The organism is Niabella terrae, assembly GCF_054783135.1.
On sequence record NZ_BAAGRD010000001.1, the window covers coordinates 532,088 to 553,592 of the forward strand.

The window sequence follows — 21,505 nt, forward strand, 5'->3', positions numbered from 1 at the left end:
GATTTCCGCGACTTTTACAGCCCTCCCAGGCTCAGGCCCAATGTAAAGGGTTTGAGTTCAGGCCCTACACCGGTCTTTAACAGATTGGTAAACTGATAGGTACCAAAAAGCGTAAAATGTCCCACACCAATGCGGGCCGTACCCACAATCCGGGTGGTATTGAAATAATTTTTGCTGGCTTCTTTCAACAAGTAATTAGACTGGGTTCCGGATTCCGTAATCCGGCTGCGTGTTCCCGCCTTGATCATCGTGCCTACTTTTACCCCTACGGCCATTTTAAAGCTTTTATCACTATGCTCGGGATCCGCGACAAAACGCAGTTCCACGGGCAATTCCAGATAACTGGTCACCAGTTTGGTTTTTTTCAGGGAAATACTGGCGGTATCGTTGAAACGTAAGGTATTGGTAGCCCCTTTCACATCGGCGAAATTGCCATCCAGGTAAACGTGATCAGAACCCACGCCCAGCCCCGCTGCAGCGCTTAACTGCGGTGAAGTCTTGAAGGGGAAATCAAACATAAAATAGGCATTGATACTACGGGAAAATCCTTTGGTATTGATGCTGTCGGGTGTATTCAGCCAATTGGTATAGCCCAGCTGCAACAGAAAATGATCATTTGCTCTGTTGGTTAAATTATATTTCTTTTTGGGCTTTTTTGGTGCCTCACTGACTACCAGTTCCTGATTACCCGGAAGTGTATCGATCTGAGCGAAACCGGTACCACAAACCAATAATGCAAAAGCAGCGAGTAAAATTTTATTCATAATAAATTCAGATTGGCGCAAATATATTTTTATTTCGGTTAAAATTAGGTTAATGAGTGGGCTTATGGCTAAAATTAAGAAGGTTATTGGCTTTTCATTCGCATTCAAACCGCGATAAGCCCGGACGCGGCAGCATTTCAGCTGTTGGACTACAAGGTGATAAAAACCGATTTTCTTTTACTGCGGGTGAGGTTGCGGGAACGATGCCCTTTGCCGGTGGTGTCTTCAGCCAAAATGATGTCGCCGCCCTTAAAAATACGCTTTTCCCCCAGTGAGGTTTCGATTTCTATGCTGCCATCCATCAGCAGGATATACTGTCGCTGGGGCGCGTTGTGAAAATCATAGTCATAATCTGCGGCAACTTCCCGCAGGACCATGGAATGCACCGGCAGGGGCGTTGAAAGCAGGCCAATAGCACCTTGGTCCTTCAACGATATTTCTAAGTCCTCAAACCGGGAATCTCCGTTTTCATCACTGTATATTCTGGTAATATGCATGATTATTTAAAAATTAATTGATTGGCCAGCCGAATTTCTTCTTCGGTAATGGTATGCCCCATTCCTGGATAGACTTTCTCGGTCAATGCCGCGCCCAGCTCCCGAAAGATATTACTGCTGGCATAAACCCTGGTGACCGGTACATGTGCGTCCGGATCACTGGTAGCAATCAAGACCGGGGTCTGCTGAAAATCGCCCCGGTAATTTTTCCGGTCCAGATTTTCTCCGATCAATCCGCCGGTAAAAGCCACCGCACCCCCATATCGACGCGCATGACGGGCCAGATATTCGAGGGCCAGGCAGGCACCCTGGGAAAAACCCAGAAAATAAAGATTTTCTTCCGGAATGCCGCGTTGCCGGGTCAGTCCGACGGTCTGATCCACCAGGTCGAGTGCGCTGTCCAGCCAGGGCTGGTTGGCAGTCACGGGCGCCATAAAGGACAGGGGATACCAACTATTGCCCGTCGCCTGGGGCGCCAGCAATAAAAAATCATCCACCTGCAAATGTGTGGCCAGCGACAGGATATCACCGGCTTCCCCGCCCCTGCCGTGTAAGAGGATCAGGGCTTTTGCGGCACCCGCGGTATTCCCGGCTTCCAGAATTTGCTTACTATGCATTATTTAAAATTTTTTAGATTGGGCGTCAACGGCGGCAATGCTTTTTCCAACGCCTCCCGGTCCGGCTCCATCCAGCCGGGCAGCATCAGACTGCTGCCGAGCGCTGAAGCCGATTCGTCCAGATCGAAGCCCGGTGTTGCTGTGGCCAGTTCGAACAATACACCTCCGGGTTCCCGAAAATAAACCGACTCAAAATATTTGCGGTCCATAACCGGCGTCAGATTATGGCCCTGCGTTATGAGCTTCTCCCGGACCTGCTGCAGGCTTTCCCGGTCCCGGGTGGCATACGCGAGATGATGCACCGTGCCACTTCCGGCCAGTCCCTTCAGGCTATCGGGCATGCAGATCAGGTCCACATAATGGCCCGGAATATCACGGACCGCATACCGGAACCGGTTGGATTTTTCTCCAATAAGCTGGTGGTCCATTGTACTGGTCAACAGCGCCGCCGTCCGCTCAAAACCCTCCAGCCATATTTCCACATTGTAAATCCCCTTAATCGCGAATGCTGCGGGTACGGGTCCCGCCGTGATGCCCGCACGTTGGTCTTTCTCATTAAAAACCAGTTCCAGCCCCAGACCGTCGGGGTCTTCGAAGTAAACTACAGCTTCACCTTTAAAACGTTCCTGTGGGTGCTTATGCGCTACCTTGAATTTTTTCAAACGTTCCAGCCAGTAATCCAATGCAGCGAGCGGTACGGAGAAAGCAGTTGTATTCAACATGCCTTTTCCCTGTCTTCCGCCGCGCAGGCCTTCATAGGGAAAAAAGGTCAGGATGCTGCCCGCCGCACCGATATCATTACCATAATAGAAATGATAGACGGAAGGTGCATCAAAATTAACCGTCTTTTTTACCAGGCGCAGGCCCAACAGGCCGGCATAAAATTCCAGGTTGGTCGTGGCGCCTGAACTGATGGCTGTCACATGGTGCAGACCGGTGATGAGGTTGGTATCATTCATAATTGCTGATTTTTTATAAACCGTGCCGTAATGAAGCATGAAGCATATTGGACTTTCGCCATTGGGTAGTTCACATTAATCACTACGCTGCCAGAGATCTGCGTATTGCTCCGGATGCCTTTTAAATTGCAGGAGAACATAGGGACAGAGCGGTTTGATTTTTAAATTTTGGCCGCGTGCATGGCGGGCCATTGCTTCCAGAAGCTGACGGCCATAACCCCGGCCTTCCGCCGCCGGCTGCACTTCGGTATGGTGGGCAGTAATGAGCCCTTCTTTGATGTCAACGACCAGCTCACCCAGCTTTTCACCGGATTCATACAGATTAAAAGCACCGCTGCCTTTTTCATCAAGTTCCAGTTTAATTTCCATGTCTTTAAAATTTGTTCTTACTGCAATGCCGGCAACAGACTTTCGATCTGTGCGCGGGCCGCTTCATATTGCTGGGGTAATTTTAAATGCTGACCCAGTTCTGCCAGCGGTTCATCCACGGTAAAACCCGGTGTATCGGTAGCGATTTCAAAAAGGACCCCGCCTGGCTCTCTAAAATACAGAGAATGAAAATAATCCCGATCAATTTGAGGGGTTATCTGCATGCCGGCGGCCAGGATTTTTTCACGGTAATAAAGCTGGCTGGCATCATCCGCTACCCGAAAAGCAATATGGTGGTTGGTACCGGCGGCATTATGCCCTACCGGCGCATCAGGATCCGTCAGGATATCGATTACTGCAGCAGTAGCTACCGCATCTGTTATGAAACGGGATCTACCCTGCTCCGTAGCACTGGCATGGTATCCCAGGATATCGGTAAGAATTTTTGCGGTAGGTCCCGGTTCACGGAGCGTCAAAGTCGTTCCCTGAAATCCTTTGATGGCATATGCTGCTTCCACACCGCCGCCAGTCCAGCCCTGCCGGGTATCGGAAGCAGGCGCTTCCACCAGGGCCAGCCGGAGTCCGTCCGGATCTGTAAACCGCAGGACAGCATCACCAAAACGCTGCGTCGGCGGCTCGGAAATAACCCCGGCCTGCCCCAGTCTTTTTTCCCAGAAATTAAGGCTGGCGGCGGGTACGGACCAGGCAATTTCAGTGGCCATGCCCGGACCATTACGTCCCGGGCCGATACCCTCCCATGGGAAGAAGGTCAGCAGGGTGCCCGGACTACCCGTTTCGTCGCCAAAATAAAAATGGTAGGTGCCCGGATCATCAAAATTCACGGTCTTTTTTACCAGACGCAGGCCGATTACTTTGGTATAAAAATCAAAATTTATACGGGCGTTACCGGCAATGGCGGTAATATGATGCAACCCTAATATTTGTTTGTCCATAATCGTTGATTGAATTTTATCGTAGATACAGGTACAAAGTTCCGCTATTCCCTGACAGGGTTCAATAACCTCCGTTAAGTTCCTCTATTAATCTGGATTAAGGCGCAGCCGGAAAATATTTTAACAAAAAGGCGGACATAAAAGTCCGCCTGGAATAGCTGGTCTGAAATAACTACCTGCCACCCGGAGGGCAATGCTGCCTCAGGTAGTTGGTAAACAAGGAGGACAGGTGTTCAAAAGTACCTGCGCCTTCAGAAATACTATGGGTTCGGTTCGGATAACTCATCATCTGAAACTGTTTGTTATAACGTATCAATTCATTGATCAGCATCTCGGCATTATTATAATGCACATTGTCATCACCGGTACCATGAATATACAATAGGTTGCCCCGAAGATTTTTGGCATAAGTCAGGGGTGAACCCTTGGTATAGGGTTCCGGATCCATCGAAGGCACGCCTGAATACCGCTCCTGGTAAATATTATCATAAGTAAGCTGATTGCCCACCGCCGCTATGGCGATTCCGGTCTTGTAAATCTCGGGATACTGGAACAGCAGATTCAGAGTAGTGGAGCCGCCGCCGCTCCAGCCCCAGACAGCCACCCGGCTACTGTCAATATAAGGCAGCTTTAGGATTTGTCTGGCAGCCATGGCCTGGTCATGAATATTTAAACGGCCGATCTGCTTGTAAATGGATTTGCGCCAATCGCGTCCTTTGGGTGCCGGCGTACCTCTGCCGTCCACCGAAACATAGATATAACCGTCGTTTACCAGCTGGGGATATAAAAAATTATGCCCTGCCGAAAGATTATCTTTTACGGTTTGTCCCGCCGGTTCTGTGTAAACATAGAAAACCACGGGGTATTTTTTAGCCGGATCAAAATCAGGGGGACGGGCCATCCAGGCGTCCATGGTTATCCCTTCTTCGGTGGTAATTTTCAGAAACGATACCTGAGAGGCTGCGGAATCCGCTGCTGCCAGGGCATCGCCAACTTTATGGCTGCCGTTCAGTCCCTGGTGACCAGGCAGGCTGATCCACTCGGAAACCGGCCGGATATAATGGTTGCTGAAATTGTGCAGGGCAAAGCGGCCATCCGGACTCAATTGATACCGGTGATTGCCGGGCTGGGCGGCAGGCGTCAGCCGCTGGGCGGTTCCTTTGCCATTCAGCGCCGTACGATACAGATACTGCTGGGTGGCATTCTCAGGAGAAGCATGAAAATACACCCAGCCTCCGGCTTCATCCACGGCTGCGATATCCATAACATCATAGGCGCCCTTGGTCACCAGGGTTTCTTTTTTCCCGTCCCGCGAAATTCGGTACAAATGCCGCCAGCCATCCTTCTCACTGGCCCAGAGAAATTCCCTGCCATCCCGCAGCCAGTCCCAGCCGCCATTCTCATAATCATGGTCCCAGGCAGGCAGTATATCGATCCAGGCAGCATCCTGCTCTGTATATATATTCTTCACCGATCCGGTTTTGGTCTGGCATAACAGGAGCCGGCTCTCATTCTGCTGCCGGTTGAGTTGCTGCAGGATCAGCTCCGCGTTATTGGCGGCCCATTCCATCCGGGGCAGGTAACTGCCCCATTGGGGATCATCGGCAATCTCCATCCAGCGAACCGATCCGTCTTCCACCGATACCACACCGATTTTATAGGCAGAGGGCTTTTCTCCGGCCACGGGGTATTCAATCGGGATGATTTTCGGATAAATGGAATCCGTGTTATTGACCATATTATAGACTTTGATATCGCCCGTAATTATTTTCCAGAACGCAATCTGTTTGGAATCCGACGCCCAGCGGAATCCATCACGACAGCTGAATTCTTCCTCATAGGCCCAGTCAAAAGTCCCGTAAATATTTTTCCGGTCGCCATCCTTGCTCAGGGCCCGGATCTCGCCGCTGGACAGATCTTCCACATAGAGATTGTACTGACTGACATAGGCGGCCTTGGTTCCGTCGGGAGAAAGTTTGGCAAACATCAGGGAAGCCTCCGGAAGGGTTTTTCCCAGTTGTTTCAATTGTTCCGTCTGGCGGTCATACACCCAGTAATCGCCCCGGGTTTCATAGCGCCATACCTTACGGGTATTGGTGAAGATCAACAGTTTACTGGCATCTTCAGCCACTGAAAACTGTTTAATGGTGATCGGTTTGCCGGCGCCCTCTGGTATCAGTTTTTGGGAATCAAACAGGGTTTTGCTGTCGGAGGTAGCCAGGTTCTGCTGCACAATACTGCCCGCTTCCACCCGGTAATATCCCGAACCATCCGGGGTCCATTGCAGTCGTTGTGCCTGAATTGTCCCCGTGGTAAGCAGGGTCAGCAGCAGCCAGCCATATAAATATCTGAGCATACAGGGTAATTTAGTTGTTTCACGAATTTACAGGCATCCGGCGGGCCGGCTGCCGAAAATGGGATGAGCGGCAGCCAACTCACGGTTTTTTATTGGGTTGGCCGGACATATAAAACTGCAGGCGGCCTCCGTTGATGATATCATGGTGCTGTAACTGCCGGTTGGTAATCGGCTTTCCATTGAGCAGGACTTTCTGTACATATACGTTTTTAGGACCCTGATTCACCGCCTCAACGGTAAAGGTTTTACCGTTTTCCAGATGAAGGACCGCTTTTTCCACCAGAGGGCTGCCCAGGCTATAGGACCCGCCGCCCGGCGCCAGGGGATAGAATCCCATGGCGGAGAACATATACCAGGCACTCATCTGGCCGCAGTCGTCGTTCCCGCCCAGACCATCAGGTGTCGGCTTGTACTGATGGTTCAGGATCATCCGAATGGTGGACTGGGCTTTCCAGGGCTCGGTACTCCAGTTATAAAGATAGGCTACATGATGGGCCGGTTCATTCCCATGGACATAGCCGCCGATGATGCCTTCGCGTGTGATATCTTCCGTATGGGCAAAAAAAGCATCCGGCAGGTGCATGGAGAACAAACTGTCCAGCTTGGCAGCAAACCGTTGGGGACCGCCCATAGCGGTGGCCAGGGCAGCAGGATCCTGCGGCACGAAAAAGCTGTAATTCCAGCTATTTCCTTCAATAAATCCCTGGCCCTCTGTACTTTGGACATCAAAGTTTTTCCTAAAACTGCCATCTGCTTTGCGGGGTCGCATAAAACCTGTCGCATCGTCAAAGACCTGCTTCCAGTTGCGGGAACGCTTCATGAACTGCGCATAGATATCCTGACGGTTCAGGTGCCGGGCCAGTTGGGCAATGGCCCAGTCATCATAGGCATACTCCAGTGTATTGGATACCGATACCCTGCTTTCTTCATCTGCAATATAGCCCCGGTCCATATAGGAGCCAATACCTTCATAATTTCGATGGGAAGCCGTCTTTACACAGGCTTCCAGTGCCTGCTGTGCATCGCCCGTATACACGCCCTTGATGATCGCATCTGCAATTACGGTTACACTGTGATATCCGCTCATACACCAGTTATCATTGGCATAATGCGACCAGACCGGCAGCATTTTCAGCACACTTTGCCGATAATGTGCCATCATAGAATGTACCATATCATTATTTCTGGACGGCTGTATGAGATTAAAAAAAGGATGCAGGGCCCGGTAAGTATCCCACAAAGAAAAAGTGGTATAATTGGTGAAGCCCTCCGCCTGGTGGATTTCCTGATCGAGTCCCTTATAGCTGCCATCTGCATCTGTATAGATGGTGGGGCTGATAAAGCTATGGTAGAGTGCCGTATAAAAATTGACTTTCTCATCAGGGGCCGCCGTAATCTGAATCTTGCTCAGTTCTTTTTCCCATTGCTGTTGGGTGCGGGCCCGGATGGCATCAAAATCCCAGTCAGGTGTTTCCTGACGCAGGTTCTCCAGGGCATTGGACTGACTGACCGGAGAGATTGCCAGCTGAATGCCCAGGCTGCTGTCCGTGGTCATATCATATTCAAAATGCATGCGAATATTATGACCGGCGATATCGGGAAAATTATGTTGCTGATCGAATTTTCTCCAGAAGCCGCGGTAGGCTTGTGGAGGATCGTACTGCCGGGCTCCGTAACTGCGGAAAGGTCTTGAAAAACGCATGGCAAAATAAACAGTGCGGGTCCGGGCCCAGCCGTGGGTCTGACGATAGCCCGTAACCAGGCTGTCGTTGACCACCCGTACAAATGTCCATACGTTCTTGCCTTCGTAATTATAAATACCCGATGTGAGATCGAAAATGATATGTGCCTGGTCGGTAGCGGGGAAATGGTAGCGATGTACACCCACCCGGGTGGTAGCCGTCAGTTCGGCCCGTATCCTGTCGTCCTGCAAGCGTACACTGTAATAACCGGGTTCCGCGATTTCATCGGCATGGGAATACCGCGAACGGTAGCCGGATTCGGGATGATCTGCCGTCCCGGGATTCAGCTGCAGGGCGCCCGTCGTAGGCATAATCAGGAAGTCCCCCAGATCCGAATGTCCGGTTCCACTGAAATGGGTATGACTAAAACCCACGATGGTGGGATCTTCATAGCGATAACCTGCACAGTATTTGTAAACCTGTCCATTATACTTACCATCGACTTCATAAGGAATGGTATCGGTATCGGGACTGAGCTGTACCGATCCGAACGGTGCGGTCGCACCCGGATAGGTATGACCCATTTTCTCGGTGCCGATCAGGGGGTTGACGTAACGGATCAATTCCGTTTGCGCCTGCAGACCGCTGCCCGCCAGTAACAGCAGCCCCAATAATATGCTATGTTGCTTCATGCTGCTAAGTTATTCATTCAGGCTTTTAAATAGGGCAGGAATTCCGGACAAAGGCTTTCTGCCAATTCCTTTCGGTTGCCTTTCCGGGTCGAAGCCTGCCGGGGCAGGGACCGTTCAGGTCCCTACCCCGGAGCGTCCGCTTTGAAATCCATCCACATTAACCTAACTTTGCGCTTCTTTTCAGAAGCTTTCAATCATTAATACATGCGGAAATTAGGACTTGTTGGTGGTATTAGCTGGGTCTCGACCGCTGATTACTACAAGTATATCAATACCGGGATTAATGCCCGTTTGGGGGGGCTGAATTTTGCAGAATGCCTTATTTATTCCCTGAATTTTCAGGAGATTCATGACAACAATCAGCGGGGTGACTGGGAAAGCACTTTCGCATTGCTGCTGCAGGCTGCTGATGCCCTGAAAGCCGCCGGTGCTGAAGGTCTGGTGCTCTGCGCCAATACCATGCACCTGCTGGCCGACCGTTTGCAGGCCCGGACCGAGCTGCCCCTGATCAATATCCTGACAGCCACCTGTAATGTCCTGCGCAAACAAGGGCTGAAAAAAGTAGGTTTGCTGGGTACCCGTTTTACAATGCAGGAAGATTTCTTTAAAGACGCCCTGCGCCAGGCAGGCATCACACCCCTGATTCCCGAAGGGGAAGATTTTGATGCGGTAGTGAAGATTCTGGATGAAGAACTCCATCTGGGGATCGTTACCGCTGCCAGCAAAGCCCGCTACCTGGATGTAATAGAGCATCTGGCGCAGCGGGGCGCCGAAGGCGTCATCCTGGGCTGCACGGAAATCCCGCTGCTGATACAGCAGGAAGATCTGGAACTCCCGGTTTTTGACACCACTAAAATCCATGCGGCGGCCGCCGTTGAATTCGCATTAAGTTAAATTATCTATACATCACTTATGGACAAAAAAATACAATCAGCGCTGATCTCTGTTTTTTACAAAGACGGCCTGGAGCCGATCGTTAAGGAACTGGACCGGCTGGGCATTACCATCTATTCTACCGGCGGAACGCAGCAATTTATCGAAGCACTCGGCATCAAGGTCACGCCGGTGGAATCCCTGACCAGCTATCCCTCCATCCTGGGCGGTCGGGTAAAAACATTGCATCCCGGCGTATTTGGTGGTATCCTGGGCCGCCGCGACCTGGATACTGATCTTCAGGAAATGCAACAGTATAAAATCCCTGAAATCGATCTGGTGATTGTGGACCTTTATCCCTTCGAGGAAACCCTTGCTGCAACGGACGACCAGAAAGCCATTATAGAAAAAATCGATATTGGCGGCCCCTCGATGATCCGGGCTGCTGCCAAGAACTTTAAGGATGTACTGGTGGTCGCTGCCAAAAAAGACTATGCGGCAATTACTGAAATACTGGCATCCGGTCAGGGCAACACCAGCCTGGAACAGCGCCGGCTGTTTGCCGCCAAGGCCTTTGAAATTGTGGCCCACTATGATGTGGCCATTTCTAATTATTTCAATGCAGGCAACCTGCAATCTGAATATTTCCTGTTTTCTGCAACCCATCCCAAAGCCATGCGTTATGGCGAGAACCCCCACCAGCCCGGTGTGTTTTACGGGGATCTGACGCAACGCTTTGATCAGCTCAACGGAAAAGAGTTATCCTACAACAACCTGGTTGACGTGGATGCAGCCATACAACTGATTACCGAATTCGAGCCTAAGCCCACCGCATTTGCCATCATTAAACATACCAATGTTTGCGGTGTCGCCCTCAGAGAGACGGTAAGTGAAGCCTGGACCGCGGCCCTGGCGGGCGATCCTGAAAGTGCATTTGGAGGCGTGCTGGTGACCAATGGAACGATTGATGCGACCACCGCCCATGCCATCAACGAGCTTTTCTTTGAAGTGCTGATCGCGCCGGCATTTGACGCCGAGGCCCTGGAGATATTAAAAAGCAAAAAGAACCGTATTCTGTTACAACTCAAGACACAGCCCGCGGCAGGACAGCAATTTTCTTCCCTGCTGAACGGTGTCCTGGTACAGGCTACAGACGAAGGCAATTATCAGGACTGGAAAGAAGTGGGCGGTCGCCAGACAAGTCCGGCCGAGCAGGATGACCTCCGTTTTGCCAATATCGTCTGCAAACACCTTAAATCCAATGCCATTGCCCTGGTGAAAGACCGCCAGCTGGTAGGAAAGGGTTGTGGCCAGACCAGCCGAATCGATTCCTTGCGGCATGCGATTGAGAAAGCAAAACAGTTTCAGTTCAACCTCGAAGGCGCCGTACTGGCCAGTGATGCCTTTTTCCCGTTCAATGACTGTGTGCGCATGAGTCACGAAGCCGGCATTCAGGCCTTTATCCAGCCTGGCGGTTCCATCCGGGATAAGGACTCCATTGATTACTGTTTGCAAAATGGATTGGCAATGGTAATGACCGGCATGCGGCATTTCAGACACTAAATCCGCCCTGCTTCGGCATCAGCGATATCATTGAAAACCGGCGATTACCATTGCCGGTTTTTTATGGCACTGATCAGGCGGGAATGTGCTGCATCCCAGCCTTCGGCTTCAGGTTGCCGGCCCAGTAGGTCATTATGCCAGATGCCACAAAACAAGCCGTTGACCGCTGCCACTTCGCGGGCTAGGGCCAGCGAGGTTTCAAACGCCTGTTCCGGTCCGTATTTTTCGTAATAAATGGCGGTGGCATCCATATAACAGAAAGGATAAATTTTCAGCGGTGTAATGGTTTCACCCGGCAGATCGTACCAGAAAAAGGGACGGGCGACCGAAGCCCGGAACCCGCTGGCACCCGCGTAGCCCATGGAGTAATCTTCCCCGATACCGGCGGCGATTAACTGCCGGTAGGTCAAAGGCAATTGAAGTCGCAGGTAATGCTGGCGGGAAGCGTTCACCGGAATACCTGTAATCGATTCCAGCAGCTCTTGTTCTTCTGTCAGGCCCGAAGCCCGGTCGCCACTTTGCCAGGAAGGGTGCAGGCCCCAGTCCCGGCGCCGGCTGAGCCGACGGATTAATGCCTGCATTTCCGGATGACGGGGATGAATGTTCTTGTCCTTTGCTCCCCTGCGTGGCGCCACCAGAAAAAAATAGCGGGGCTGTATGGCTGCTTCGGTATGCAGCTGCTCCAGCTGATCGAACGTATCAAAAGGATCCTGGCTGTTGCCCGAGAGTACGGCTGCCCGGTTCAGCAGGGCGTGGAATCGACCCTGGACCAGATCACCGAGGGCCCCACCGGCGTTACGCAGCCAGCCCTTATGGCGGTAAGACCAGGCCATATCGATATCATAAGTAGGTAAAAATGAAAAAGAAGCCGAAGCGAAATGAATCCCGGTATATATTGCCCTGAGCCGGTTCTTCAGCGCCTCCATCCATTGATTGATCAGGGGTTGCCGCAAAAAACCCTCCCGGTAGGCCAGCGAAGCCCGGTGATCAAAGCGCCCGTAACGATCCGTAGGTTGGGGCAGATACTCCTCATAGCGGCTGAGCAGGTAGAACAGGGCTGCCGGCAGGTCAAAGCCCAAGCCGGCTTCCGATTGAAAAAAAACCGGCAATCCCTCCCATAAACTGCAAGTGATCGGCAGCTGCCGGATACCGGTTTCCCGTAACAGGCCCTGGGGCAGAATCTGCAAACAGGTGCCTTCAAATGACTGATGGCTGTAATTGATCCGGGGACCGGAAGCCTGGTTAAAGCGATCCGCATCGCTGGTTAATTCCCAGGGGCCACTACCCGTCAATGCCGCACAGCAATCCATGCTGTATTGCAGTCGGGCACTCAGGAAATCGCTATAAACCAGTATACCTGTCTGTTTCATGGGGCGGGAATAATCTGGTGACCAAAGTTAGAAGTTTTGGGGACAATTTTCCCAGGTGCAGCCGGCGCCGGCCAAACCAAGCCTGACGCTGCAATACAGCCAGCCGAAAGATCGGTGGATCTGAGATCCATTCTTTAATTTAGCTGAAGATTATATGGCTCACTTTATGAAATATCTCCTGCTGCTGCTGCTGATAATCACCAGCCGTCCCTTATGGGGCCAGTATCGGGCGGAACGCTATGATACCAGTTATTACGTGTCCTACCGGGACAAGCTCACACTGGGTGCGCTTTTTACCAAGAAGTCCACGGCTTTTAAGATGAATGCCCCCGATGCGGCCCATGCCCTGAAGTACCTGTCCAACAGTCCCGGTCGATTTGGTTTTTCCGTGGGCCATGATTTTATCAACCTGTCCGGTACGGTCGGCCTCGGAAAACTCGACCCTTCCTATGCTGCAGAAAAGGGTACCACCAAACAATTGAACCTGCAACTGAGCCTTACGGGTAAAAAAGTACTGGCCGATATTTATTTTCAGCAATACAGGGGACTCTATCTCGCGCCCCAGCCAGCCTTGCAAAGTCAGGCTGGCCATTTTTATACCCGGCCTGATATCCAGACCCGCCTCTATGGCAGTACAGTGACCCTGATCCGCAATGACCGGAAATTTACCGCTCAGGCGCCATTTCTGCTGGATGGTCAACAAAAAAAGTCAGCGGGCTCCCTGCTGTATGGCGGCGAAGCTTTCTTCGGTTCCGTTCTTGCTGACAGTGCTTTTATCCCATCCCGGCTGGCAGATGCCTATCCCCATGCCGATGTCCGCCGGATGCATTTTATCAGTTTCGGACCGGGAGCGGGCTATGGCTACAGTCTGGTCTTCCGACAGCATTTTTTTATTACCGCCCTGGCCAGTCTGAACGCCGATCTGAGTTATATAAGGGAATGGGATACACAGGGGGCGGCCGAAACCGTCTGGCGGTTTAATCCCAACCTGAAAGGCAAGGCGGCCCTGGGTTATAATGGACCACATTGGGGGCTGGGTCTCTCCTATACCTCCAACCGGCTTTTCTTCAAGGCTACCGAACTGGACGGCCGCTACCTGAATTATAATGATAATTATAAACTACTCTATGTAAGAAGACTGGATGCCGGCCGGACCATTCCAAAAATTACGGGCTGGGCCCAGAAACTAATCAACCGGATCGGACTGGGATTCCTGGTCAACTGAGCCTGAAACTCAGGTTACAATTAATTCATAAAAATCCTCCGGCACCAGGTACCTGGAAGCCGTCTCCTGCAGGGTAGCGGCCTGGATGGATTTGATATTTGCTACAGAACGTTGAAAATAGTCCGCATCCAGTTCATTGAGAATGATGGTTTTCCAGCGGTTCATAATCTGAAAGGGACCATCCAGATCACCCAGAATCGAGCCCATCATAAAATTCTTTACCAGCATCAGCTCCTGCGCTGGTACCGGGGTTTCGCGGAGCCGCTGCATTTCTTTATACACTTCATCGATGGCAGCTTCACAGACATCACGGCCGGCTTCTGTAGAAATCATCCAGCCATTTTCGGACTTGTTACCCATCAGAAAACTATGGATCCCGTAAGTATAACCCTTGTCTTCGCGGATATTGGCCATCAGCCGGCTGCCAAAAAATCCACCGAAAAGCACATTCAGCACCTGTGCATTCATAAAATCTTCGTGCTTCCGGTTGCCAAAGGGGCGGGCGAGCCGGATGGATCCCTGGGAACTGGCAGTATCGTTGACAATACGGTGGCTTCGGGTTTCGGCCGGTTGACCCGGATGCGCAACCTGCACCGGCAGGCCCTGTTGCAGATCTCCAAAATACCGGTTCATCAGGACTTCCAGATTGGAAGGCAGTTTACCGGCCACAAATATTTTAAAGCTTCCGGAACGGTAATACTGATCATAAAACGCCGTGATGTCCTCCCGGGTAATGGCATCAAAATCTTCATGACTGCTGAACCTCCCGTAGGGATGGCCCGCACCGAACAGGTAAGTATCCATCAGTCGGCCGGCTACAAAACTGCTTTTCTTCAGGTTCACATCCAGTTTCTGTTTCATATTCTGCACGGCGATTTCCAGTTCGGAAGCCGGCATAACGGACTCCGTAATAATTTCCCGGACTGCGGGCAGCAGTAGCTCGGTATGTTTATTCAGGCAATGCAGGCTGATATTGGCAAATTCAGCGCCACTGTTACGGTTCAGGTAGGCCCCATAATATTCAAAATGCTCATTGAGTTCAAAAGCGGATTTGCCGGCTGTGCCGTTTTTCAGCAGAAAGTTGGTAACAGCAGCTACCAGATTCTTTTCCTCATACCAGTTGCCGGCATCAAAAACCCATTCGATCAACAGGACTTCTTCCGTACCGGCATCCAGTGCATACACTTCGACACCGTTCCGGAGGACGTATTTCTGATAGGGCTGCAGTTTCAGATTAAAATCCACTGCATCCACAATGGGGGGCGCTGTTTTCCTGTTCAACATGCATTTAAAAATTAGGCGGCAAATATAGTGCAATGCCTGCCAAATCAGATTTCATCCCTTTTTAGCGGCATTTCGTCCCCCGACCGACGGGTGATCTGCTGCTTTGTATTAATCTTGCAGCAGCGTTCCACATGAGGCCAGCGGTATTCATCACAACGAAACTGCACCCATCTGCAGGCCGGTGACCAGGATCGTAAAACAAAAAAATACACGATGACTTTAAAAGCAAAATACAATAAGATAGAATTCTGGATCCTGACCCTGGTCGCTGCCGCCCTGATCCTCTCCCTGCTGGCCATGAGCAAGGATGCGGGCCACCAGAACGTGCACGAGTTTAATGCATACGGGATCCGGTTTCATTTCTGGAAACATCTGTTTCTGCCCTATCTGGCGCAGGTCTTTATCTATTACCTGGCTTATCTGTCATTACCCACACTGATCGGCGAAGGCAAAGACAATTGGGCAAAAACCGGCGGCATTTTCGGATTGTATCTGTTGGTGGCGACTGCGGTTTCGGTCAGCAATACTTACGCACAGGGCTGGAAATTCGGGAAGTTCAGCGACCGGGATGCGTTTTATACGGATGTTTTTATCGACAGCTTTACCACGGTGGCGATCGTTTTCCTGATTTGTGCAGCCTATTTTATCCTCAAGGACTGGATATTTCAATTGATTCAATCAACCCGGATCAGCAAAAAGAAACGTAACCGGACGGTAAGCATCCTCTGCGGAGTGATTGTCTGGGCCCTGCTCTTGCTTATCTTCGGCTCCAATGGTATCATGGGCGGAGTGGTATTTACCCTGATTATCATTCCTTATATCCTGATCATTGTCCTGCTGCATGTCAGTTACCTGATCCCGGTTGCCGCTCAGAAAGGACCGCGCAGCCTCAGTTATATCTGGCAGACGCTGGTCCTCGTCTTTGTACTCAGCTTGCTGGCAGCGGCACTGATTGCCGCCATGACAAATGACCATGTGTTCCTTCCGGCATTTTTTCTGATCTTCTTCCCCAGCCTGCTGGTCCTGCTGCCCCTGATCTGGTTTTTCTTCAAAAACAGCTCCGAAAAACAACAGCTTCAGACTGCCCTGGGTTCCTCCGAGGCCAACCTGGAACTGCTGCGGGCACAAATCAATCCGCATTTTTTGTTTAATGCCCTCAATACCCTCTATGGTACCGCCCTCCAGGAGGAAGCCATCCGCACCGGTGAGGGGATCCAGAAACTGGGCGATATGATGCGTTTCATGCTGCATGAAAACCTGCAGCACCGGATCGGACTGGCCCGGGAGGTCGACTATTTAAAAAACTATATCGACCTGCAGCAACTGCGCACGGCAACATCGCCCCAAATCCAGATACAAACCCAGATAGAGGAACAGCTGGAACCGCTGGAAATCTCACCCATGCTGTTGATTCCCTTTGTCGAAAATGCCTTTAAACACGGCATCAGTCTGCAGCAGCCTTCCTTTATCAAAACCAGCCTGCATACCCGTGACAAAGTGTTGTATTTTGACGTACATAACAGCGTGCATCCCAAAAATATACAGGATCCGGAAAAAGGGAATAACGGTATCGGTCTCAATAATGTGCAGCGCCGGCTGGAACTACTCTATCCCGGGCAACATGAGCTGATAATCCGCGAGACCAGCCGGGAATTTTTTGTACATTTAACCATCCGCTTGTAACGAATACCTGAATTGTGATAACCATCGCCATAGATGATGAACCCATCGCCCTGGAAGTGATAAAAAATCATGCTTCCAAAGTACCCTTCCTGGAACTCAAAGGATGCTTTACGAATGCATTTGAAGCAGCACAGTATCTACAGCAGGAGCCGGTGGATCTGATCCTCCTGGATATTAAAATGCCGGATATCAGCGGCATTGAATTTTTTAAATCCCTGACCCGGCCGCCGATGGTGATCTTTACCACGGCCTATAGTGAACATGCTGTGGAAGGTTTTGAAGTTGACGCCGTGGATTACCTGCTGAAGCCCTTTTCGCTGGCAAGGTTCCTAAAAGCCTGCAACCGCGCCCGGGAACTGATGCTCCTGAAAACCACCCAGGAACCCGAGGACTTCCTGTTTTTGAAGGACGGGTACCAGCAGGTGAAAGTGTTTTTCGAAGAAATATACTATGTGGAAGCTGCCGGCAATTACAGCAGTCTGCTACTCGAAAATAACCGCAAACTGCTGACCCGCGCCTCGATTACTGAAATGGAGTCCCTGCTGCCCAGCCGGTTATTTACCCGAATCCATCGCAGTTATATCGTAGCCAATCAGAAAGTAGACCGTTACAGCAAGCAGGTGGTGCTGATCGGGCTCCGGGAATTACCTATCGGCAATACCTATCAGTTTGAAGTCGGCTGATCGGCTACGTGGTTGGCTGCGCTCAGGTAATAGAGCGTAGAACTGTTGGTTTCTGTAAAAATTTCCCGGGCGGCCTCCTGAATCTGTTCCCGGCGCACAGCGGCATATTTTTCCAGTTCGGTATTCATCAGCGAAGCATCTCCCAGCAGCTCATAAAAAGCCAGACTGGTAGCGCGATTCAGCACGCTCATATCTTCGAAAGCCATGATACTCTCCGTCTTGTTCTTTACTTTCTGCAGTTCGGCCTCAGCGACCAGGTTGCTTTTAAAATCCTCCAGAATCGCCTGCACCGCCGCCTCTGCCGTCCGGATATCAGTGCCTTTCGCCAACTTGCCTTCGATACAGATCAGGCCGGGATCCAGACTGCCAAAATGATAACACTGGATATAGACAAAGAGCTGCTGCTCCTTGACCAGTTGCTGGTAGAGCCTGGAAGAGGCACCCCCGCCCAACAGATCGGTCAGCAGGTCAGCGGCATGATAGCCTTCGCTGGTCCTTCCGCCAATATGCCAGCATTTATAAAATGCATCCAGGGGCACATCGGCTTTCAGCTCTATCCGCCGGGCTTCCGTCTGTTGCGGCTCCTGCGGTAAACGGCGCTCGTAAGGCGCACCTGCCGGAATTGCTCCGAACCATTTTTCTGCCAGCGCACGAACCGTGGGGATCTCCACATCGCCGGCGACGACCAAAATGGCATTATTGGGCCGGTAAAACCTGAAAAAGAAATTACGGACATCTTCCAGCCGGGCTGTTTCTATATGGGCCAATTCTTTTCCGATAGTCATCCATCTATAGGGATGCTCCTTGTAGACCAGCTCCCGCAGCCTGAACCAGGCGTCGCCATAGGGCTTGTCGATATAATGTTCCTTGAACTCCTCACAAACGACCTTACGCTGGACTTCAAGGCTTTTCTCACTGAATGCCAGCGAAAGCATCCGGTCGCTTTCCAACCAGAAAGCGGTTTCCAGATTGGCTGCCGGCAACTGGATATAATAATTGGTGAGATCGTTGGTCGTATAGGCATTATTTTCGCCCCCGGCCATCTGCAGGGGTTCGTCATAGACATCTATGTTTACGGATCCGCCGAACATCAGGTGTTCAAATAAATGCGCAAATCCTGTCTGCCGGGGATCTTCATCGCGGGCACCCACATCATAGAGTACATTCATCACCGCCATAGGTGTGGAACGGTCCTGGTGCACGATCACCCGCAATCCGTTTGCCAGTTCAAATTTTTCAAACTCAACCATGCTGCGAAAGTAAGCGGATTTGACTTATCCGGCAACAAGGTTTACTCGTTGCGGAAAGGGCCTGTGGTGGCGTCTGAATAGGTCCGGATCCGGATGCTGTTTCGGAATGTATTTCCGATACTCTGATTGGATATCGCCTTGCCACTGAGAATATTGATGACTTTCATGCGCTTCTCCAGCAGCTGCTCGCCCCTTTTTACAATCAGGTCCACCGGGCCATAAGTGGATTGCAGGGCCTGTTTGTATTCATTGAGGGGTTGTCCGAAACGCCGGTTGACCGAAAGGACTTCATCTCCTGCTTTCAGTCCTGCCTTATCAGCAGGCGAGCCCTTGGGAATATCACCAATCAGTACCCGGCCATCGATCATATAAAGTTCTACGCCCGAATAGGCATAGTCAAAGGGGTCCCGGAAAAACTTGTTCGGCGTAATAAAAATCTGACGTTTGGGATAGTTCAGAATGCAATTGAACCGTCTGAAAATATCATTGCCGATCAGACCGCCCAGTACCGGATAGGAGGTTACATTGTACTGGTCGTCAAATATATTAATGGGCACATTTTTAAACTTATAATTGCCGATTTTGAGTTCCCGGATCACACTGAGTTCAAAGATGACTTTACCGCCCAATCCTTCACCCTGTTTCAGGTATTTTTTCCGCTTCTTTTTCAGCAGCAAACTGTCCTGTACATAATCTTCTGAAAAAAGAACCGTCAAACCGGCACCGATATCAAATAGGAAATTAAACGGATAGCGATCGGCATCTTTAACGCTTCCCGAGAGAAAGGGCAGGGTAGTCAGCCGGGGCCTCAGAAGCAGCCCCCCTTTGGGATAGCGGATGGAACCGCTGCTGCAGAAAATAAGTTCCCTGGTTTCGTAATCTATCTTAAGGATATAGCGACTGAGCACCGAATACCCAATGATGCCGTCGATCTTCTGACCATAGAGTGTCGAAAGAATTCCATAATCGATGATATGAAAATTCAGCGAGTCGATCACCAGGTCGTTCACCCTGAGACGCTTGTTTTTCAGAAAGCCTACTTTGCGGATCCCACCCACACCGCGGATCAGGCGTTCCGGTTCTGAGGGTTGTAATCCCAGACTAAGCACGGTGCTGGAATCTAGCGAGATGCCGCCACTGCCGGTATCCAGTATAAAATTCAGGGTGTCCTTATGATCCTCCAACAGCGCTTGCAGCACCACGACGCCACCGGTATACTGCGTAAAGGGAATGCGGGTAAGTTCCACACTGGGCGGATCCACAAATTCCTCCTGTCCGGTTGCCCGACCGGTAATTACTATTAACAATATACAAGCAATGATTTTCATGCGCCGGATGCAGGGTATGAACGGATTTACAGTTCCCTGAACGGGTTTCCGGTCTTCAAGTTAGTTCATTTAACAAAAAAACGGGTGGCTTTTTGTATAAACGGTGAAATCCCGCTGAAACAGGGGTCCATCCGGTGCCGGCAGGTAGAAACACAATGAAGCCGCCGGCTTTTTTGTACCTTTACCCATAATTTAAGTTCGACTATGAACCTCAGTGATCTCTATAAGAAAGCCGCCGCTTTTGAAAGCCTTAGTGTGGAAGAAGGCGTATATCTCTATCATAAAGCGCCTTTAAGTGATTTAATGTATCTGGCAGATGAGTTGCGCAAGCAACAGGTACCGCATGGAAAAGTTACCTGGCAGATCGACCGCAATGTCAATACGACGAATGTATGCATCGCCAACTGTAAATTCTGTAATTTTTTCCGGATACCAGGCCATCCCGAAGCCTATATCACCGATATGGATACTTATCGGAAAAAAATTACCGAAACCATCCGTTATGGCGGGGACCAGTTACTCCTGCAGGGGGGCCACCATCCCGAGCTCGGCCTGCAGTTTTACGTGGATACCTTCAGTGCCATCAAGGCCGAATTTCCGGACATCCGGCTGCATGCGCTGGGTCCGCCCGAAGTCGCACATATCACCAAACTGGAAAGACGCCAGAACAGCAGTATTACGCACCATGAGGTACTCAGGGCCCTGAAAGAAGCCGGTATGGATTCCCTGCCCGGCGCAGGCGCTGAGATCCTGATAGACCGGGTACGCCGTTTGATCAGCAAAGGAAAATGTGGCGCCCAGGAATGGCTGGACATCATGCACGAAGCCCATAAACTGGACATTACAACCTCCGCCACCATGATGTTCGGACATGTGGAGACCATTGAAGAACGATTCGAACATCTGGTGAAAATCAGGGAAGTGCAGGGACGGCGCCCCGGCAGCACCAATGGTTTTCTGGCCTTTATACCCTGGACTTTCCAGGATGTAGATACCCTGCTGACCCGTATCCGGGGTGTACACAACCTGACCACAGCAGATGAATACATCCGCATGATTGCCCTGAGCCGGATCATGTTGCCCAATATAAAAAATATTCAGGCCAGCTGGCTTACCGTAGGCAAGGCGACCGCACAGCTATGTCTGCATAGTGGCGCCAATGATTTTGGCAGCATCATGATTGAAGAAAATGTGGTCAGTGCGGCGGGTGCACCGCACCGGTTTACCTATAAGTCGATTCAGGAAGCCATCCGGCAGGCAGGGTTTGAACCCCAGCTTCGCAATCAGCTTTATGAATGGCGGGTCATTCCGGAGACCATTGAAGAACAGGTGGTCAACTATTGACCCCCTGAACTTG

At 50.9% G+C, this 21,505-nt stretch carries 18 protein-coding genes; 6 read left to right on the plus strand and 12 right to left on the minus strand.

The window, feature by feature from the left end; translation table 11 throughout:
- Positions 1 to 14: 14 nt before the first annotated feature.
- The 8 genes from ACYVI9_RS02375 to ACYVI9_RS02410 form a co-directional block, all read right to left on the minus strand.
- Complete coding sequence (locus ACYVI9_RS02375; RefSeq protein WP_460760142.1) at positions 15 to 764, minus strand: outer membrane beta-barrel protein; 750 nt, start codon at positions 762 to 764, stop codon at positions 15 to 17.
- A gap of 149 nt (positions 765 to 913) precedes the next feature.
- Positions 914 to 1,261, minus strand: a complete 348-nt coding sequence (locus ACYVI9_RS02380) for a cupin domain-containing protein (protein WP_460760144.1) — start codon at positions 1,259 to 1,261, stop codon at positions 914 to 916.
- A 2-nt stretch (positions 1,262 to 1,263) separates the two neighbouring features.
- Positions 1,264 to 1,878 carry an alpha/beta hydrolase gene (locus ACYVI9_RS02385; RefSeq protein ID WP_460760147.1) on the minus strand — a complete coding sequence of 205 codons (615 nt, stop codon included), beginning with the start codon at positions 1,876 to 1,878 and terminating at the stop codon, positions 1,264 to 1,266.
- Entirely contained in the window at positions 1,878 to 2,837 is a 960-nt protein-coding gene (locus ACYVI9_RS02390; RefSeq protein ID WP_460760150.1) for a VOC family protein, read from the minus strand. Before ACYVI9_RS02390 ends, ACYVI9_RS02385 begins: the two co-directional genes overlap by 1 nt.
- A 75-nt stretch (positions 2,838 to 2,912) precedes the next feature.
- Positions 2,913 to 3,206 (minus strand): GNAT family N-acetyltransferase, encoded by a 294-nt coding sequence (locus ACYVI9_RS02395; protein WP_460760153.1) that lies wholly within the window; start codon positions 3,204 to 3,206, stop codon positions 2,913 to 2,915.
- A gap of 17 nt (positions 3,207 to 3,223) precedes the next feature.
- Positions 3,224 to 4,159, minus strand: coding sequence for a ring-cleaving dioxygenase (locus ACYVI9_RS02400; protein WP_460760156.1), 936 nt, complete (start codon positions 4,157 to 4,159; stop codon positions 3,224 to 3,226).
- A gap of 172 nt (positions 4,160 to 4,331) precedes the next feature.
- The gene (locus tag ACYVI9_RS02405; RefSeq protein ID WP_460760159.1) at positions 4,332 to 6,515 is read right to left on the minus strand and encodes a S9 family peptidase; all 2,184 of its coding nucleotides are present in this window, start codon (positions 6,513 to 6,515) and stop codon (positions 4,332 to 4,334) included.
- Positions 6,516 to 6,594: 79 nt separating this feature from the next.
- On the minus strand, positions 6,595 to 8,889 hold the full coding sequence (locus ACYVI9_RS02410) for a GH92 family glycosyl hydrolase (protein ID WP_460760162.1): 2,295 nt from the start codon (positions 8,887 to 8,889) through the stop codon (positions 6,595 to 6,597).
- A gap of 204 nt (positions 8,890 to 9,093) precedes the next feature.
- On the opposite strand from ACYVI9_RS02410, the gene ACYVI9_RS02415 reads away from it, so the two are divergent.
- On the plus strand, positions 9,094 to 9,783 hold the full coding sequence (locus ACYVI9_RS02415) for an aspartate/glutamate racemase family protein (RefSeq protein ID WP_460760165.1): 690 nt from the start codon (positions 9,094 to 9,096) through the stop codon (positions 9,781 to 9,783).
- Between the two features lie 18 nt (positions 9,784 to 9,801).
- Positions 9,802 to 11,325, plus strand: a complete 1,524-nt coding sequence (gene purH, locus ACYVI9_RS02420) for a bifunctional phosphoribosylaminoimidazolecarboxamide formyltransferase/IMP cyclohydrolase (RefSeq protein ID WP_460760168.1) — start codon at positions 9,802 to 9,804, stop codon at positions 11,323 to 11,325.
- Between the two features lie 44 nt (positions 11,326 to 11,369).
- On the opposite strand, the gene ACYVI9_RS02425 is transcribed toward purH, so the two are convergent.
- The gene (locus ACYVI9_RS02425; protein ID WP_460760171.1) at positions 11,370 to 12,695 is read right to left on the minus strand and encodes a polysaccharide deacetylase family protein; all 1,326 of its coding nucleotides are present in this window, start codon (positions 12,693 to 12,695) and stop codon (positions 11,370 to 11,372) included.
- Positions 12,696 to 12,861: 166 nt separating this feature from the next.
- On the opposite strand from ACYVI9_RS02425, the gene ACYVI9_RS02430 reads away from it, so the two are divergent.
- The gene (locus ACYVI9_RS02430; RefSeq protein WP_460760174.1) at positions 12,862 to 13,920 is read left to right on the plus strand and encodes a DUF4421 family protein; all 1,059 of its coding nucleotides are present in this window, start codon (positions 12,862 to 12,864) and stop codon (positions 13,918 to 13,920) included.
- 9 nt (positions 13,921 to 13,929) lie between these two features.
- Here ACYVI9_RS02430 and ACYVI9_RS02435 read toward each other — a convergent pair whose 3' ends face one another.
- Positions 13,930 to 15,204, minus strand: coding sequence for a M16 family metallopeptidase (locus ACYVI9_RS02435; RefSeq protein WP_460760177.1), 1,275 nt, complete (start codon positions 15,202 to 15,204; stop codon positions 13,930 to 13,932).
- Between the two features lie 213 nt (positions 15,205 to 15,417).
- Between ACYVI9_RS02435 and ACYVI9_RS02440 the strand changes: the two genes are divergently transcribed.
- Positions 15,418 to 16,887 carry a sensor histidine kinase gene (locus tag ACYVI9_RS02440; RefSeq protein WP_460760180.1) on the plus strand — a complete coding sequence of 490 codons (1,470 nt, stop codon included), beginning with the start codon at positions 15,418 to 15,420 and terminating at the stop codon, positions 16,885 to 16,887.
- Positions 16,888 to 16,901: 14 nt separating this feature from the next.
- Complete coding sequence (locus ACYVI9_RS02445; protein ID WP_460760182.1) at positions 16,902 to 17,570, plus strand: LytR/AlgR family response regulator transcription factor; 669 nt, start codon at positions 16,902 to 16,904, stop codon at positions 17,568 to 17,570.
- Here the strand turns inward: ACYVI9_RS02445 and ACYVI9_RS02450 are convergent.
- Together ACYVI9_RS02450 and ACYVI9_RS02455 are read right to left on the minus strand one after the other, a co-directional pair.
- Positions 17,552 to 18,820 (minus strand): M16 family metallopeptidase, encoded by a 1,269-nt coding sequence (locus tag ACYVI9_RS02450; RefSeq protein WP_460760185.1) that lies wholly within the window; start codon positions 18,818 to 18,820, stop codon positions 17,552 to 17,554. The genes ACYVI9_RS02445 and ACYVI9_RS02450 overlap by 19 nt on opposite strands.
- 41 nt (positions 18,821 to 18,861) lie before the next feature.
- Positions 18,862 to 20,127, minus strand: a complete 1,266-nt coding sequence (locus ACYVI9_RS02455; RefSeq protein WP_460760188.1) for a retropepsin-like aspartic protease — start codon at positions 20,125 to 20,127, stop codon at positions 18,862 to 18,864.
- Positions 20,128 to 20,352: 225 nt separating this feature from the next.
- Here ACYVI9_RS02455 and mqnC point away from each other — a divergent pair, with 225 nt between their 5' ends.
- Positions 20,353 to 21,492, plus strand: coding sequence for a cyclic dehypoxanthinyl futalosine synthase (gene mqnC / locus ACYVI9_RS02460; RefSeq protein WP_460760191.1), 1,140 nt, complete (start codon positions 20,353 to 20,355; stop codon positions 21,490 to 21,492).
- Positions 21,493 to 21,505 lie beyond the last annotated feature (13 nt).

Bases quoted from the DNA above. Each gene is read 5' to 3' on its own strand.
- ACYVI9_RS02440 (WP_460760180.1), top strand. From the start codon at position 15,418: ATGACTTTAAAAGCAAAATACAATAAGATAGAATTCTGGATCCTGACC.
- ACYVI9_RS02425 (WP_460760171.1), bottom strand. From the start codon at position 12,695: ATGAAACAGACAGGTATACTGGTTTATAGCGATTTCCTGAGTGCCCGA.
- ACYVI9_RS02430 (WP_460760174.1), top strand. From the start codon at position 12,862: ATGAAATATCTCCTGCTGCTGCTGCTGATAATCACCAGCCGTCCCTTA.
- ACYVI9_RS02450 (WP_460760185.1), bottom strand. From the start codon at position 18,820: ATGGTTGAGTTTGAAAAATTTGAACTGGCAAACGGATTGCGGGTGATC.
- ACYVI9_RS02395 (WP_460760153.1), bottom strand. From the start codon at position 3,206: ATGGAAATTAAACTGGAACTTGATGAAAAAGGCAGCGGTGCTTTTAAT.
- ACYVI9_RS02415 (WP_460760165.1), top strand. From the start codon at position 9,094: ATGCGGAAATTAGGACTTGTTGGTGGTATTAGCTGGGTCTCGACCGCT.
- purH (WP_460760168.1), top strand. From the start codon at position 9,802: ATGGACAAAAAAATACAATCAGCGCTGATCTCTGTTTTTTACAAAGAC.
- ACYVI9_RS02410 (WP_460760162.1), bottom strand. From the start codon at position 8,889: ATGAAGCAACATAGCATATTATTGGGGCTGCTGTTACTGGCGGGCAGC.
- ACYVI9_RS02390 (WP_460760150.1), bottom strand. From the start codon at position 2,837: ATGAATGATACCAACCTCATCACCGGTCTGCACCATGTGACAGCCATC.
- ACYVI9_RS02380 (WP_460760144.1), bottom strand. From the start codon at position 1,261: ATGCATATTACCAGAATATACAGTGATGAAAACGGAGATTCCCGGTTT.
- ACYVI9_RS02435 (WP_460760177.1), bottom strand. From the start codon at position 15,204: ATGTTGAACAGGAAAACAGCGCCCCCCATTGTGGATGCAGTGGATTTT.
- ACYVI9_RS02385 (WP_460760147.1), bottom strand. From the start codon at position 1,878: ATGCATAGTAAGCAAATTCTGGAAGCCGGGAATACCGCGGGTGCCGCA.
- mqnC (WP_460760191.1), top strand. From the start codon at position 20,353: ATGAACCTCAGTGATCTCTATAAGAAAGCCGCCGCTTTTGAAAGCCTT.
- ACYVI9_RS02405 (WP_460760159.1), bottom strand. From the start codon at position 6,515: ATGCTCAGATATTTATATGGCTGGCTGCTGCTGACCCTGCTTACCACG.
- ACYVI9_RS02400 (WP_460760156.1), bottom strand. From the start codon at position 4,159: ATGGACAAACAAATATTAGGGTTGCATCATATTACCGCCATTGCCGGT.
- ACYVI9_RS02375 (WP_460760142.1), bottom strand. From the start codon at position 764: ATGAATAAAATTTTACTCGCTGCTTTTGCATTATTGGTTTGTGGTACC.